This window comes from Pedobacter steynii, assembly GCF_001721645.1.
In the GTDB taxonomy this organism is placed as follows: Bacteria; Bacteroidota; Bacteroidia; order Sphingobacteriales; family Sphingobacteriaceae; genus Pedobacter; species Pedobacter steynii_A.
In genome coordinates, this window is the sequence record NZ_CP017141.1 from 4107097 (window position 1) to 4125853 (window position 18757).

Sequence of the window (18757 nt, forward strand, 5' to 3'; positions counted from 1 at the left end):
AATGGAAGGAAAAATTAAAAAAACAAATGTCCAGGATATTTTGGAACTGAGTGATATCCAGAAAGGAATGCTATTTCATTTCCTTCATGATACCGGGCAGAATTTGTACAATATTCAATTGTCTTTTAATATTCTGGGACAATTAGATGCAGACAGGTTAAAAAGTGCATTTAAGCAAGTGCAGAGGAACCATGATGTGCTCAGATCAGTCTTTGAATGGGAGAAATCGAAAGTACCTCTACAGATTATTCTTAAAGAATCTGATTTAAATTTTAGTTATCAGGATATTTCCTCTTATGAAGGTACTTTGATCAGGCAATGGTCTGCTGATGCTATAGCTAAAGATAGACAGGAGAAATTTGATTTGAGAAACACTCCCTTCAGGGTTAGTCTGATTAAAATTTCAGCGACAGAATTTATACTTAATATCACCCATCATCATATTCTGTACGACGGATGGAGTACCGGAATCTTACTTAAAGAACTATTTAGCACTTATAATAATTTTGAAGCTGAGACGGTAGATAAAGTATCTTATAAACAAGTTTTTCAGGAGCTAAAAGGAAAGTATGACAAAAGTTCATCCGAATCCTTCTGGATCGATTATCTAAGTTTATATGAAGTTACTCCGGTATTTGGCCTTAAACCTTTATCTGGAGAATTCACTGAAAAATTAAAAACATATCACTCTGAGTATCCTATTGATGCACTGAATGAGTTTTCTACTTCCTCCCGAATTACAAAAGCAGCTGTAATTTATACTGCTTACGGATTATTGTTGCAACGATACAGAGATACTACGGATATCGTTTTTGGCACACCTGTTTCTAATAGAAGCTCATCGGTTAAAGGGAGCGGAGATGTAATGGGGAATTTTATCAATACTATTCCGCTAAGAGTATGTGCTGCAAAGGAAGAATCTTTATCAGATATACTCAAAAAGGTAAATAATGAATTGTTGGATAGGGCAGAATATAGCAGCACTTCCTATAGTGATATCAAAGGCCTACTTTCTCTGAATCCTGCAGATACCTTGTTTGATTCTATTCTTGTTATTGAAAATTATCCGCTAGATATTGAAGCTATAAATTATAACTCTGCGTTTGATATTAATCTCAGGTCTGCCTATGGTGATACCGGGATACCAGTTGTGGTTCATGTGTTCTTTAGAGAGAAGCTGGAAATAGAAGTGATTTATCAAACCCGCTTAGTTAGTGAAGAATTCGTAGAAAGATTTGCGTTTCATTTTAGTCAGGTTATTGAAGCCATTATAAATAGGCCAGATGAGAATGCATTAACCTTTAACTATCTGACAGAGGAGGAGACGCAAAACCTGCTTTACGATTATAATGATACAAAAGTAACTGAAAATCAGAAGAATACTGTTTTAGAGTTGTTTAGCGACCAGGTCGTTTCGAATCCGGATGCCATAGCGGTTTGTGCCGATAGTAGGGTGTTGACCTATAAAGAGCTTAATACTCTGTCAGACGTTTTTGCAAATCACCTCAATGAGGATCATGGTATAGGAACAAATGATATGGTTGGTGTTATTTTGGAAAGAAATGACTGGCTTGTTATTGCTATTCTTGGAATCTTAAAATCGGGTGCAGCTTTTATACCTATTGATCCAGAGTATCCTGCAGACAGGAAGGCCGCTATACTTGCCGGTTCCGGCAGTAAATTATTGGTCTCAGAAGCATATTATGTTTTTGAAAATGATTTTTATGACGGCCCTATATTTATTGCTGATCTGGAATTTGACGAACATAAATACCAGTCCGTGCCACTGAAACATCAGGTTGGTTGTAATGATCTGGCTTATGTGATTTATACTTCCGGTTCTACAGGTAACCCTAAGGGAGTAATGATAGAACATGGTTCGCTATTGAATTATGTCTCTTGGGCAGCAAAAAAATATGTCCGTAAAGGAAGGAGTAATTGCCCCTTATATACCTCTATTTCCTTTGATTTAACCATCACTTCTATTTTTATCCCATTGATAACGGGAGGGAAAATCCTGGTATATAAGGATGAAAGTATAGATGTTCTGATAAAAAAAGTAATCAATAATCAAGAGTGTGACATCATCAAATTTACTCCATCCCATCTGAAATTGATAAAGGATGGGGAATTCGATTTGGACGACATTAACCCAAAAGTTATTATCGTAGGTGGGGAGCAGCTGGAAAGCCGACTGGCCATGGATATTTATATGCGGTTTAAAGGTAATGCTGATATTTTCAATGAGTATGGGCCAACAGAAGCAACTGTTGGTTGTATGATTTATCAGTTTCATCCTGCTGTCTTGTCTGAAGTTGTTCCAATCGGAAGACCAATTGACAATACAAAGATTTATTTGTTTGACCAACAGATGAATCCGGTGCCAAAGGGAGTTGCCGGAGCACTATTTGTTGCTGGAGCAGGTCTGGCAAGAGGTTATCTTCATCGTGAAGATTTAACAAATGAAAAATTTGTAATGAACCCCTTTGTTGAAGGGGAGCGACTGTATAAGACAGGTGATTTAGCTATAAGGATGCCGTCAGGAGACCTCGAATATATAGGCAGGATTGATAGTCAGGTTAAAATCAGAGGATATCGTATTGAACTTGGAGATATTGAGCACCATGTAGGGGCCTACCCTTCGATAAAGAATGCCGTTGTAGTAGTATATGATTATCCGGACGGAAAGAATTTATGTTGCTATTATACTTCAGAACGTGAAATTGATCAGGAGAAATTAAGATATTTCTTATCGCAAAGGTTGCCTGGTTATATGGTGCCTTTCAATTATATTTTTGTCGAAAGAATTCCGCTTACGATTAATGGAAAACCAGCTTTAAAATTACTTCCTGATCCTAGAATACCTATAAAATTGCAAAGTTATGTGCCGCCCACTACGGAACTGGAGCAGACGTTGGTCAGTATTTGGGAGGAAGTATTAGACATCGAGAAAGTTGGGTTAAACGATGACTTTTTTGTGCTTGGAGGTCATTCCCTTACTGCTATACGTCTGATTAGTAAATTGAAGAATGTACTGGCAGTTTCTGTCTCCATTAACGCTTTCTTTGAATATAAAACTATTGGATCCCTTGCCGTTTATATCGGTAATCTGGAGAAGAATAAAGATGCTCAAATCTTAAAAAAGAGAGATAAGCCTGTTCGATTACCCTTGTCATTTGGACAAGAAAGGCTGTGGTTTTTAGATCAAATGGACGGCTCTGTACATTATCATTTGCCTTTAGTTTTAAAGTTGGAGGGAGAATTGGATCCAGATGTGTTGCTGACCGCATTGCAGGCCTTAATCAACCGTCATGAGCCCTTACGAACAGTAATCAGATCTTCTGGAGGTATCCCATTTCAGGTTGTGCTTCCAATTGATTCATGGAATGATTTTATCATAAAAGATATTGAAGGATTTATGACTCAGGAAACGGGTCAGTTGATAGAAACATATTCCAAAGCATCTTTTGATCTTTCGAAGGACCATATGATCAGAGCAAGATTGTTGAGGAACGTTGCTGGATTTCAGAAATTGATTCTAGTTATTCATCATATTGCTTTTGACGGATGGTCAACTCCAATCTTTTTAAAGGAACTTGCGTCTCTATATGGGACCCTTAAATTAAATGTTCCAGACCAGCTCCCAGGACTTCCAATTACCTATTCAGATTACAGTTCATGGCAGCAGTCTGATTTGCAAGGAGATTTATTGGAAGAAGGTCTTCGTTACTGGGAAAGTAAATTGGGCGGCGTACAGCCATTGAATCTGGCCGCAGATTTTGCCAGACCGGGTCAAATCTCTTACAGGGGCAGGACACATCGTGTTTTAGTAGATAAATCTCTAAGCCAGGAGCTGACTGATCTTGCCCATGCTCAGGGGTGTTCTTTATTCATGACTTTTTTAACTGTGTTGAAGGTATTACTGTTTCGTTACACTGCTCAAAATGATATTTGCATCGGTACTCCCGTAGCTAACCGTCAGCAGTCTGAGACAGAACATATGATTGGCTTTTTTGCAAATACAATCGCTTTGCGATCAGAACTTAACGGAGATATGTCATTTGTTGAGCTTATCGGGCAGGTCAAAAAAACGATGTTAGAAGCCTACGAATATCAGCAGGTGCCTTTTGAGAAAGTAATTGACAGGTTGGTTAAAGAGCGGGATTTTAGTCATAGTCCATTGTTCCAGGTCATGTTTATTCTTGAAAATGAACCTTTAAAACAGCTGGAATTTGAAGGATGGAATGGAACCCCTGAGTGGCTGGAACGTGACCGTGCAAAATTTGAACTTACTTTTGAGGTTATTCAAGGTGCCGATGGTACAGAGGTCCTGATTAACTATTTCAGTGACCTTTTTAACGAGGATACCATAAAACGAATGTTAGTTCATTATGTTCAGTTAATGAAAGCGGTAGTTGCCGAACCCGATAGTAAGATAAAAGACCTGAATATTTTACACGAAGAGGAGCATAGGGAATTGCTTGGTATAGGCAAGGGTGTTCGGACAAATTACAGGAGTGAAAATACAGTCATTGACTTGTTCCGGAAGCAGGTGAAAAGAACTCCTGATGCTACGGCTTTGATTTTTGAAAAAGAGTCACTCAGTTATCAGGAACTGGACAGGAGATCCAATCAGCTTGCAAGACTCCTGATTGAAAAAGGAGTTCTAACTAATATACTTGTTCCCATTTGTCTGGAACGTTCTTTTGAAATGGTTATCGGGATTTTAGGCATTTTGAAGATTGGGGCAGCCTATGTTCCAATAGACCCAGAATTTCCTGAAAACAGAATCAATTTTATTCTCGAAGACACCGGGGCTGAAATTTTGCTGAGTAGTACTGCTGTGGCCGAAAAATTGAAACTGGAGTCAAACGTTAAGTGTTTTACAATTGATGACCCTAAACTGTTCGCTAGCTGCTCAGAAGAAGAGATCGTTGCGACTGTATTGCCTGAAGACCTGGCCTATACAATTTATACATCGGGGACCACCGGAAGACCTAAAGGAGTACAAAACCAACATTCAGGATTACTAAACAGGTTGTTGTGGATGCAGGATTATTTAGATCTGAATCAGAGAGATGTGGTTTTGCAAAAGACGACATTTTGTTTTGATGTATCCGTATGGGAGCTGTTGTCTTCTCTTATCTGTGGTGGGGTTATGGTTCTGGCGAGGCCAGAGGGACATAAAGATGCAGATTACCTACAGGAACTTATTCAAAGACACCAGGTAACTACCATTCATTTTGTACCTTCTATGCTAGCCGTATTTCTATTAAGAGCGGACGCCGGAAAATGTAGCAGCCTCAGATCAGTTATCTGCAGTGGAGAAGAGCTCAAACTCAATACCGTATCTGCTTTCCAGGAACTATTTAATGATATTGACCTTTACAATTTTTACGGGCCTACTGAAGCAGCTATAGATGTTACTGCCATCAAACTGGATCGCACAGCAAATTTCGTTAATCGTATTCCGATAGGTAAACCTGTTGCGAATACTTACTTATATATTGTCGATCAGAATGGGCGGTTACAGCCAAGGGGAGTTACAGGAGAATTACTTATTGGCGGTGTTCAGGTCGCATTAAGATATTTGAACCGGGTAGAATTGACTGCACAAAAGTTCATTCCAAATCAAATCAGTCCTTTTTTAGAAGGGTGTCCTGTTTTATATCGGACCGGAGATCTTGTACGCTGGTTACCTGATGGAAATATTGAATTTCTAGGACGGATTGACGATCAGGTGAAGATTAGAGGGTATAGAATAGAGCCTGCCGAAATCGAGGCTACTTTAGGTCAGCTTTCAGGAGTGAAGCATGCTGTTGTATTGATTAAAGAACGTGGGGAAGATAAGTATCTGGTAGCTTTCGTAAAACTTGAAAACGGGGTGGATATTGATTCATTAAGTAATCAGCTGAAAAGTATCCTTCCACAATACATGGTGCCTGCGGTAATGGTCAAGGTAGATGAATTCCCTTTAACTATAAACGGTAAAATCGACCGGAATCAGTTGAATGTAACTACTCTGCCATTGATAGCCGAAACCTATGTAGCGCCAAGGAATGAAGTGGAATTAAAGCTGACAAAAATATGGCAGGATTTACTGAAAACTGATAGAGTAGGTGTTCTGAATGATTTCTTTGCTCTTGGTGGGCATTCCCTTCTAGCTATCCGTGTATTATCGGAAATCAGCAATGAGTTTTCTGTGAACATTTCCATAACCTTATTCTTTCAGCTGAGAACTATAGAAAAATTGAGTGCGTATCTGGAAGTATTACAGTCAGCAAAAGAATTGAGTGTACAGGAAAATGTAAATACTATTGAGCTTTAAAAATCTGAAAATGATAAAAGAATTAAATATTAGTTCCGACAAGACCGAAAATATTATTTCACTGCTCGGTAAAGCTGGTAAGCTAGGGATTTCTATCTTTTTAAAAGAAGATAAACTGATGATTTCTACTGCTAAAGATACCATAATTGATCAGGCATTTCTGGGGCTTATCAGAAGTCATAAAGAAGAAATCAAGGCATTTTTATCTGCTGAGTCCAATAGTTTTCAAAATGATACTTCTGCTGAAAAGATTGAGTTGATAAACAGGGCAGAGGGTTATCAGTTTCCCCTTTCTTTTGCTCAGGAAGACCTCTGGTTTATTGATCATTTTGAAAGTAGCTCACATTATCATATTCCTCTGGTTTTCAGACTTAGTGGAGAGCCGGTTATCGAGACAATAGCCTATGCCCTTAACCTGATTGTGAATCGTCATGAAAGCCTAAGGACTATATTTATTGAGAAGGACGGCATTCCGCATCAGGAGTTACTTCCTGAAGATTGCTGGAAACTTTATCTCGATCATGATCAGACAGCGAATCTGCCGAAGGATTATCTTGAAACTTTCATTCAAGCGCCTTTTGATTTAAGTAGCGAGCATATGCTCAGGGCTGCTTTGTGCCAAGTTAAACCAGAAGAATATTTCCTAACCATAGTTATTCATCACATCGCCTGCGATGGTTGGTCTATTCCATTGTTAATCCAGGAATTGACAGAAATATATACCGCAAAGACAGGAGGAAGATTACCCTTATTACCGGAACTGAAGGTACAGTATGCCGATTATGCCGCCTGGCAAAGGCAAACACTTACTACGGAAAAGATTGGGGCTAAACTTACCTATTGGGAAACGCAACTTAAAAGTTTAAGCACACTTAAGCTCCCTGAGGATTTTCCACGTCCGGCTGAACAAAGCACGAAGGGTGCCAAATTATTTTTGAAGACTGACAAAGTTTTAACAGATAAACTTCGTGTATTGGCAAAAGAGCAAGGGGTAACGATGAATATGTTGCTGCTGAGCGTTTTTAATGTTCTGCTTTACCGTCATACACATCAGACTGATATTGCTGTTGGAACTCCTGTTGCAAACAGGGAGCAACGAGAGTTGAATACGCTGATTGGCTTTTTTGTAAATACTATTGTTCTGAGAACCAGGTTAAATGGCGAAATGGTTTTTGAAGAACTATTAAATGAGGTTAAATCCTTAACGCTTCAGGCTTATAGAAACCAGGATGTACCATTTGCGAAAGTAGTTAGAAAAATCCAGAAACAACGTGATAAAAGCCGTAGCCCTTTGTTTCAGGTGATGTTTGTTTTTCAGCAGCAGGAAGATATGAAGGATCTCCAAATGGGGGATCTGAATTGCTCCATGGTGCCCTATGCCTATCCAGTTTCCAGATTCGATCTGACTCTATCTGTGAATGAGTTACCGAACAATCTGGAAGTAGTTTTAGAATACTGTACTGATTTGTTTCTGCCCTCTACTATTGCGGGGATGGGAGCACATTATCTAAGACTCCTATCCGCTGTCAGTGAAAGGACCGATATACCAATTGGGCAATTGGAGATGTTATCCGTTTCCGAAAAAGTTCAGTTACTTACGGAATTTAATGATACAGCGGTCAATTATAGCAGCACTGAAACCGTTGTTGATCTTTTTCAACAACAGGTAAATGCGAACCCTCAAGCTATTGCTTTGGTTTACGAGCAAACGATTTTGAGCTATATCGATCTAGATGTATTATCCAGTCAATTTGCCCATTATCTGCTTGCTGACAACCGTTTTAAAAAGGAAGGGCTAATTGCAGTGAAATTGCCAAGGAGTGAATGGTTAATCACCGTAATAATGGCTATTCTAAAAGGAGGGGCAGCTTATGTGCCGATCGATCCTGACTTTCCTGAAGAAAGAGTTGATTATATATTATCAGATAGTAAGTGTGATATTATAATCGATGAATCAGTAATCAAAGATTTTATTATTCGTAAAAATGATTATTCAGACAAGAGGCCTGGTGCCGGTGTTAGTCAGTCAGATTTAGCCTATATTATTTATACTTCAGGAACCACGGGGAAGCCTAAGGGAGTAATGATCGAGCATGGGGGTATTTACAATCTGGCAGTTGGACAGATTTCATTTTTAAAGCTGACTGACGACGATCATGTTTTACAGTTTGCAGCGGCAACTTTTGATATTTTTTGTGCTGAGCTATTTTCAACTTTAGCCGCGGGTGCGAAGCTTTGTATTCCAACCCGAAGTATGCAGTTGTCGATGGACGATATGAAAGATTTTATTCGTAGTCATGAAATCACTGTCGCAACTATTCCTCCTTCTTATCAAGTATTGTTAGTTGATCATCTTTCCTCTTTAAAGACAGTCATTTCTGCTGGTGAAATTATCAATATTAAATTAACGGAGCTGTTACAGCAAAGAGGGGTCAACGTAATTAATGGATATGGGCCTACAGAGAGTTCTGTTTATGTTACGATGTCCTCTGATCCTATAATCGAGGGTTATAAAAGTACAATTGGGAAACCTCTTGAAAATGTGAAAATTTATATACTGGATGAAAATAATCAGCTTGCTCCTGTGGGAGTTATCGGAGAATTGTGTGCAGGTGGGATACAGGTAGCACGGGGTTATCTTAACCGGCCGGACTTAACTGCTGAAAAATTTATTCCAAATCCATTTGACAATGAAGGGGGAAATTGTCCTGTTTTATACCGTACAGGTGATCTCGCGCGGTGGCTTCCAGATGGTAATATTGAATATGCCGGGCGGATTGATCATCAGGTGAAAATAAGGGGATATAGAATCGAACTTGGTGAGATAGAGGCTGCCCTAGAGCGATATGAACCGATCAAACAAGCCGTTGTTAAGATTTACGCTGATGAACAGGAGAATAAAAAAATTGTAGCTTATGTAATTGCCGAAAATGAACTGAATGAAAGTGCTTTATATAGTCACTTGAAATCAATATTGCCTCAATATATGTTACCTTCATTGTATGTGAGGTTGGAAGAATTCCCCCTAACATCCAGTAATAAGGTTGATCGGTTAGCCCTTCCTGATCCGGACATGTCCTCTTTTTCGACGAAAGGTTATGCTGCGCCGACAAATCCCACAGAAGAAAAACTGGCGCAATTATGGAGCGTCCTGCTAAATATTAAAGAAGTCGGTATTCACACTAATTTTTTTGAAATTGGAGGGGATTCAATAATTGCTATTCAATTTGTAAGCAGAGCTAAAGAACTCGGCTTAACATTTAGGGTTAAAGATGTTTTTGACCATCAGACAATTTCCAGATTAGCAGAACAATTACAACAGAGCAATACGACATTAAATGAACAAGGGGTGCTGGAAGGTCATGCTTTTCTGCTTCCTGTCCAAAAGTGGTTTTTCGAAGCAGACTTCAAGTGTAATGATCATTTTAATCAGTCCATTCTGTTAAATTTAAATAAGAATATTGACCACTCTTTTTTAACGGAATGCTTTGATCATCTGCTTAATCAGCACGATGCGCTGAGGTTCAGGTATGAGGATTCTGAACATTCCGGAACGATTCAGTCCTATGGTAATAACAGGCTGGTTCCGGACATCAGGGATTTATCTGGCAGCAATAATTTTAGCGATGACGTTTTATCCGTTTGTGAATTTTATCAGCAGAAGTTGTCTCTAGAAGAGGGCATACTTATCCGTATGGTATTTATCAAAACGCCGGATCAGGAGGAATTTAACCGTTTATTTTTGGTGACGCATCATTTAGTGATAGACGGGGTTTCCTGGCGCATCCTTATTGATGATTTATGTACCTTTTTAAGAGATATAGTATCTGGGAAAAGAGTCGATCCAGGATTAAAAACCACCTCTTACCGCCAATGGGGGAATCTGCTCCATGATTATGCAAAATCTGCTGCGATCCATACTGAGTTTGGTTATTGGAAGGATGCTTTAGCGGGATTTGTTCCTTTATCAACAGTTCAGCCTGATCATAATCTGAATACGCATTTACGTAGCGATATCAGATTACAGCTTTCCAAATCACAGACACATCGTTTGTTGCAAAAGTCCAATTCAGCTTATCATACTGAAATAAATGATTTACTTCTTTGCGCGCTGACACAGGTTATTTGTGACTGGGCTGAACGTAAAGAATTTGTACTTGCCCTGGAGGGCCATGGCCGGGAACTATTATTTGAACATGCTGATCTAAGTAAGACTGTCGGATGGTTTACCACAATATTCCCTGTTAAGTTGAGCATGGAGGACGATGAATCTTTGTCTGGTTTAATAATCAGGCTAAAAGAACAGATGCGTAGTGTTCCGAATAAAGGTATCGGATATGGAGTACTTCGTTACCTGAGTGAGGATGCTGAAAAAAGGAAATGCCTTGAAGTTGATTTCGGACAGATAATTTTTAACTATCTGGGAAACTTTGATGCAGCAATGAACGGAAATGAGTTCGTTAATCTTGCTTCAGAATATGCAGGGTCAAATAATAGTCCTGCCAACCATAACGTTAATGCAATGGAGGTCAGCATAAATATTGCTGAAGGGCATCTTAATCTGGTATGGACTTATGATGTAGCGATTTATAGTCAATCTACCATTGAATTTCTGGTTAATAGATATCATGAATATCTGAATGAAATTATAGACCACTGCTGTTCTCTGAGTCTGCCAATAAAAACCCCATCAGATTACGGACTCACTGGTGTCGCAAACCATTCCAGTCTTGATGTCTTTATGAAGGACAAGTTGAATTTAGAAGATATCTACACGCTTAGTCCTTTACAAAATGGTATGCTCTTCCATAGTTTATATCAGAAAGATTCTGGCGCTTATATTGTTCAGTTTGCTTGCGATTTTATTAATGGACTGGTTATAGACGATTTCAGAAATGCCTGGAAACAACTCATTGCTACACATAGTATATTGAGAACAGGTTTCTTTTATGAGGTATTTGAATCTCCTGTACAATGTGTTTTCGGTGATGTTGAACTTCCATTAACAATAGTTGATTACAGTGGTTTAAAAGGAGGAGCTCTTGAGCTGGCACTAACTAATTTTCTGAAAGATGACAGTCAGAGAGTTTTTGATCTTGAACAGCCGCCATTAATGCGTATCAGCCTTATTTTACTTGCTGAGCACCGTGTAAAAATGGTGTGGACCAATCATCATATCATATTAGACGGATGGTCTATGTCCGTTTTAATCAGAGAATTCCTTGTTTTGTATAAACGATTGAGATCTGGCAGATCATTATCCGATGTGGACAAGGTAGATTATTTTAAGGATCTGATCGCTTATCAGAGAAAAGTAAGCAAAGCTGATTCAGAGCGACACTGGTCGCAGTATCTGGCTCAATTGAAGTCGCCAACTTTACTTCCCTTTATTCATCAAAGGGTTCCTAGAAATAAGCAGTTGGGCAATCAGGTCACTCAATTTGTCGCAGAAGAACATCTGACCAGAGGACTTCATGATTTTGCTAAACAGCAGCACCTGACTTTAAACACCATTATACAGGGAGCCTGGGCTTATCTTCTTTCCAGATATACGGGAACAACTCAGGTAGTTTTTGGAACAACTGTTTCCGGCCGGATGGCTGCAATTCATCATGTTGAAGATCGTGTTGGTTTGTACATTAATACCATACCAGTTTGTATAGGGGTAGAAAATGATTTAAATATCATCAGCTGGCTTAGGAAAATACAAGAAGATCATGCTGTTTCCACAGAATATAGTCATACACCTCTAGCGGATATCAGAGTTATTACCGGATTTGATGAGGATTTCTTTGACAGTTTAGTTGTTTTTGAAAACTATCCTGTGAGTTCTATAACTGAAGCGGAGACCGATCTCAAAATTGAAAATGTACATAGCCAGGAACAAACTCATTATTCTTTGTTGTTATGTGTTAAAACAGATGAGAATCTAACAATAGATTTTAGTTATCATTCGGAATTGCTGGCATTGGAAACTGTTCAGTTGATGATCACTCACTTAACTGTACTGCTTGACGCTATCGTAAACCCTCATCATGAGACGATTGCTGATTTGAACTATATGACTGCCGTTGAGGAGGAAAGGTTACTCTTCGGATTAAATCATTCTTTGGTATCTTATCCTGAAAATCGTACTGTGGTTAGCTATTTCGAGGAGCAGGTAAAGCTTTATCCGGATCGCATAGCTCTGGTAGATCAGGATGTTTCGCTAAGTTATCAGGTACTAGATGGTTTGAGTAACCGGCTTGCCCGTGTTCTTCGTAATGCTGGGGTAGGACGGAATAGTATTGTCGGTTTATTAACCGGACGGACACAGGAGACTGTGATAGGGATGCTTGGTATCCTGAAAGCTGGTGGGGCTTACCTTCCTATGGACCTGGATTATCCACAGGACCGGATCAGTTATCTGCTGGAAGACAGTCAGGCTGTGTTGCTTCTGGTGACTGCAACTGACTACCTGGTATCGTATGATATAACTACGATGGTTGTTCAGCAGGTTCTTGAACAGGATGAGATCAGCCTTGAAGCTTTACCTTCGGAGAATCTTGCCGAAGATCTTTGTTATGTGATCTATACCTCCGGTACCACTGGTTATCCAAAAGGTGTACTGGTAGAACACCGGAATGTTGTGCGTTTATTTTTCCATTCAGATCCTTTGTTTGATTTCGGAGCAGAAGATGTCTGGACGATGTTCCATAATCCTTATTTTGATTTTAGTGTCTGGGAAATGTATGGGGCGTTATTGTATGGCGGAAAACTGGTGATGATCCCCAAAATGGTAGCCCGTGACCCGGGTTCCTATCTTTCCTTACTGGTTTCTCATGGTGTTACGGTATTGAACCAGACCCCTTCGGCATTTTATAACCTGATCGAAGCAGAATCGTATGCGGGGTTATCACCCGATGCATTGAAGTTAAGGTATGTTATTTTTGGTGGTGAAGCTCTTAAACCTTTAAAGCTATCTGGCTGGTATGCCAGGTATCCGGATATCGCGCTGATCAATATGTTCGGGATTACCGAGACGACAGTGCATGTGACTTATAAATTAATTACAGAACAGGAGATCGGTGGGAATGTGAGCAATATTGGTACACCTATTCCGACACTATCTGCCTATATTTTTGATCCTTACCAGCGTTTGGTTCCTCAGGGCGTTACCGGAGAACTGTATGTTGGTGGAGCAGGTGTTTCCCGTGGTTATCTTAACCGTCCGGAGCTTAATGCATCTCGTTTTGTGCCCAATCCCTACCGTGCTGAAGAACGTCTTTACCGGACCGGGGATTTGTGCCGTCAGCAGGCAAACGGAGAACTGGAATATATCGGCCGGATTGACCATCAGGTTAAAATCCGTGGTTATCGGATTGAACTTGGGGAGATCGAAAGCCGTTTGCTGGAGCATGACCAGATTTCAGATGTGGTGGTGCTGGTCCGAGAGGATCATGAAAATAACAGTTCGTTGTGTGCTTACCTGGTTAGTACAGAAGAACTGGAGTTGTCCGTGATTCGGAGTTATCTTTCGGGGGTATTGCCAGATTATATGGTTCCCTCACACTTTGTTCAGGTTCCTTTCCTTCCTCAGACCGGAAACGGGAAAGTAGACCGTGATGCACTACCAGCACCTGTTCCTCAGGATGGATCTGCTTATGTAGCTGCGGAAAGTGACCTTGATATTGCCCTAAGTAAGCTTTGGTCTTCTGTACTTCAGGTTGCTGAGGTCGGCTTGACCAGTAACTTTTTCAGTTTAGGTGGAGATTCTATGCTTGCACTGAAACTGGTTAGCCGGATCAACCGGGATCTGGGTTTGAAGATGAGCATTGCCGATCTGTTTACCTATCAGTGTATTGGAGAGTTGAGCCCACGGTTAGTGGCTGTTTCTCCGTTGTCAGATGAAAAAGAAGTAGTTGCCGGTTTACTGGCCTCTTATGATATTTTACGGTCGTCGTTCCTGGAGTCACATCCTTCAGTGAATGGGGATGATGTAAGTGCTGTTTATCCGGCAAGTGACATTCAGAAGGGGATGCTTTATCATTCGATGAAAGAGCGGGGACTTTATCATGACCAGATGGTTCATGTGGTCCGTTATCCGGATCATTACCTTTCGTTGCTTGATCAGGCGATGGGCCTTCTGATCGAGAAACATTCGATTCTTCGGACAGGTTTTTACCAGGGAGAGGAAGAGCTGTTACAGGTTGTTTTTACCGAGGGTGTTGCCGATATCCGTTACCAGGATTTGAGTGAGCTGTCTAGCTCAGCTCAGGAGGCTTTTATCCGGGAATCGCTGGAACAGGATAAGGATGAGCCTTTCGGTCTTGGTGAGCCCGGCTTATTCCGATTGCTGGTTTTCCGTTTGGAAGAGGGTCGGAGTTGTGTATGTCTGGTTTGTCACCATGCGATTATTGACGGCTGGAGTGAGGCCTCTTTGAATACAGAGCTTCACAATACGCTGATGAGTCTTTCTGCCGATCCTGAATTCCGTCCTGCCGGACTGCGCCATAGCTATCTGGACTTTGTTATTGATCAGCATCTGGCCTCGATGGACGGGAGATTACAGACTTACTGGCAGGAAGCACTGAAGGATTATAAACGTTTTGTTTTTTCCTCAGTAGAGGAAGTATCTGAGTACCGGACCCACCAATCGAGTTTGGACGGGGCTTTACTTTCGGGGTTAAATTCCTGGAATTTATCTTCAGAAGTGAGTGTTCGCAGCCTTTGTTTTTCAGCTTTTGTTTACGCCCTTTATATGTTGAGTTACGAGAATGACCTGACGGTTGGATTGGTGACCAATAACCGTCCTGCTTTGGAGGATGGGGATCAGATTCTGGGTTGCTTTTTGAATACTGTACCTTTTCGGACTTCTGTACCTGAGCAAGGGAGCTGGCTTTCTTTTGTGCAGGGGATCAATACAAAGCTGAATGGACAGAAGGAGTATGAGCGTTTGTCTTTTTCGAAGATTGTATCCGGGCTGCATGAGGCTTCAGGAGATCAGAATCCGATCACTGATGTGCTGTTCAACTATGTAGATTTTCATGTTTACGATGCTTTACAGGGTGCTGAACTGAATGAGGGTGGAGGGGCAGTTTTGTCAGATGGACCAGTTGCTGATCAGGGAGAAGGAGTTTCAGGAGAAACGCGGAACAACTCCTTATTTAACCTGAATGTAGACCGGACCGGCGGAGAACTGAAGCTTTCCTTATGTTACCAGAGTAATTTTGTGAGTGGAAGTACCGTGGAGCAGTTCATGAGTTATTACCATCGGGTACTGGAACTGATCTTAAGCAGTCCGGATTCTCCTATTGGTATGGGTTCAGTTTTATCTGTTCAGGAGCAGGAGCAATTGTTGTATGGGTTTAACGCTACAGCCGCTGTTTATCCGGCAGATCAAACAATTCTGGACTTATTTGTGGAACAGGTAGGGCGAAATCCAGAAGCAGTGGCATTGAGTGATGAGCAACGGAGCATGACTTATGAAGAACTTGATCAGCACAGTTCTCAGTTGGCCAATTATCTCAGAAATCATGAGGTGACCTCAGGAAACCTAGTGCCGGTATATATGGATAGATCTGCAGAATTGATCGTTGTATTACTGGGCGTGATGAAAGCCGGGTGTGCTTATATTCCTATAGATCCCAGCCATCCAAAAGAACGGATTGAATATATTCTGGAAGACATCAGCGCCCCTCTGGTGATTACGGCTAATAGCACAGCAGCAGCTTTTGAAGACAGTACAATTAGAGTAATTAACATCGATCAGATTGAGGATAAGATTAGAAAAGAAGCTGCATTTTTAGCGTGTGAACTCCCCACTTCGAAAGCGCTGGTGTATATTATGTATACATCAGGCACTACCGGAAAACCAAAAGGGGTAATGATCGCTCATCAGGCATTGTATAACTTTATCCTTTCAATGACTAGTCTGCTTGAGGCTTCTCGTAATGACTTGTTCTTAAGCCTGACAACTTTTAGTTTTGATATATCATGCCTTGAGTTTTATCTGCCTTTATGTACTGGCGGACAGTTGGTCATTGCTTCAGTGCAAGCTTTATCAGATCCACAAATATTAATTGCAGACCTGGAAAAATTGCGTCCTGCTTATGTTCAGGCAACGCCATCGAGATGGCAGATGTTATTGGATGCGGGTTTGAAGTGTACAGGGAATACAAAGATACTTTCGGGCGGAGAAGCACTTACGGATAGGTTAAAGGACCAACTAGTACTAATAGCCAAGCAGCCAATCTGGAATTTATATGGTCCTACAGAAACGACCATCTGGTCCTCGTCGGCTCTGCTTAATTTGCAGGATAGAGTTAACATCGGTAAACCAATTGCTAATACCAGATTATACATTCTAGATAAAGACATGAATCTCCTGCCTCCCGGCGTGAACGGTGATTTGTATATTGGTGGAGATGGACTATCTCAGGGATACTATGGGAAGCCGGAGCTAACAAGGGAAAAGTTTATTAATTACCAGTTTTCAGCAGAGAAGGAAGAATTAATTTATAAAACCGGCGACATAGGGAAATGGCTTTCAAGCGGAAATATACAGCTTAGCGGCAGGGCAGATAACCAAATAAAAATAGACGGATACCGAATGGAGGCCGCTGAAATAGAATATCAGCTTTTAGCGCTGGATCAGCTTAAAGAAGCTGTGGTGATGGCAAAGGAACACAATGGCAATAAATTACTGGTTGCTTATCTGGTTACATCCCGGGAGATTGAAGATGAAGAAATCAGAACTCAATTGTTAAGATCATTGCCAATCTATATGGTACCTTCTTTGTTTATCCGATTAGAAGAGATGCCACAGACTGCAAATGGAAAAATCGATAGAAAATTACTTCCCGAACCGGTTTTAATGCTTTCCGGTTCGAGAGCACACATTTCCCCAATTGATCAGATCGAAGAAAAGTTACTAGTGATATGGGGCGAAATATTAAGCATTGATTTACAGTTAATCAGCACTGATCGTAATTTCTTTGAAATGGGCGGGAACTCTGTTAAAGCAGTTCACCTGATGATTAGGATTCAGAAAGAATTTTCAAAGAAAATAGAGCTGAGGGAAATATTTACGTACAGTTCTATCTCGAAATTAGCTACCCTGATTAGGGAAAGTCTGACTATCAAAGATACCGGTATTCCAGTATTGGTAAAAGAAGGACCTTTCCTGGCATCAGCGGCACAAGAGAGAATATTCTATAAATACATAAGCCATAAAGAAAGCCTTGCCTATAATATTTCTGGCGCTTATTATCTGGAAGGACAGCCTGATCCGGCAAAGATTGAGCAGGTTCTACAGTTGCTCACCGATAGACATGAAGGCTTGAAAACGAGTTTCTATATGACAGTAGATGGTCTTATGCAACGAATAAATAAAGCTGTATCCGTTGGCTTACAATTCTTAAATGCAGCTAACATACATGAAGGTTTTGCAAAGTTTATAAAGCCATTTGATTTATCAGAAGGACCATTGGTTCGTTTTGGTCTTTTAAATCTGAAAGGAAGTGGTCAGGCTTTACTCTTTGACGTCCATCATATCGTTGCTGATGGCATTTCACTAAATATCCTAATGCAGGACTTTAAAACTATTTTTCAGGGTAATCCTTTAGATAAATTGAAATATAGTTACGTAGATTACGCCGCATGGCAACGTAGTAGCACTAGTACATTATCAAAACAACGGGAATTCTGGAGGGATATGCTTTCAGGAGATCTTCCCTGGGTTGAACTGGCAGAGCATAATCATGATGTTCCGGATGAACTTACGGTGGCGAGAGTACAGCTATTAACTGTTGACAATGAACTTTATACGGCGATAAAGAACTTTACAGTGTCAGCAAAGGTTTCTGATTTTATGTTTTTATTATCAGTGTATTACATCTTGATATATAAAATGTCTGATCAAACCGATCTCATTATAGGTAGCGATTCGATCGGGAGAACGGATAGTGATCTCAGGAACGTGGTGGGAACTTTCGTAAACATTCTACCATTGCGAATAAATCTCGATGATGAAGAGCAATATCGTGAGTTTTTAAACAGACTAAGGGAAGTTGTCCTGGGAGCATTTGAAAACCAGGATTTTCAGTATGATGATATGGTGAGTATGATCAATTCCGGTAATCCGAATCCAAGGCCTTTGGTGAATATTCATTTTGCCTTTGCAAATTATATGGAAGGTAAAGCTGATTTCGAACTAGATGGCTTGAAATTTAAATCCGCTCAAATAGAGCGGGAAAAAACAACCCAGTACGATTTTAAATTAGAAGTTACGGAAAGAGATGACCAATTCCTGATTGAGTTCATTTACAGCAAGGCAATATACGATGACGAAATGATTGGGCTTCTCCTGAACTATTATCAGGCAATACTGAAGATAGTGCTGGAAAACGATCAGTTGAATATCGGAGATATTGAAATTTAATGTTTCCT

The 18757-nt window shown here is 40.4% G+C and carries 2 protein-coding genes; both read left to right on the forward strand.

Going from position 1 to position 18757, the window contains the following annotated elements; all coding sequences use genetic code 11:
- Position 1: 1 nt before the first annotated feature.
- Positions 2-6328, forward strand: a complete 6327-nt coding sequence (locus BFS30_RS17160; RefSeq protein WP_069380415.1) for a non-ribosomal peptide synthetase — start codon at positions 2-4, stop codon at positions 6326-6328.
- 10 nt (positions 6329-6338) lie between these two features.
- Complete coding sequence (locus tag BFS30_RS17165; protein ID WP_157262946.1) at positions 6339-18749, forward strand: non-ribosomal peptide synthetase; 12411 nt, start codon at positions 6339-6341, stop codon at positions 18747-18749.
- Positions 18750-18757: the final 8 nt, after the last annotated feature.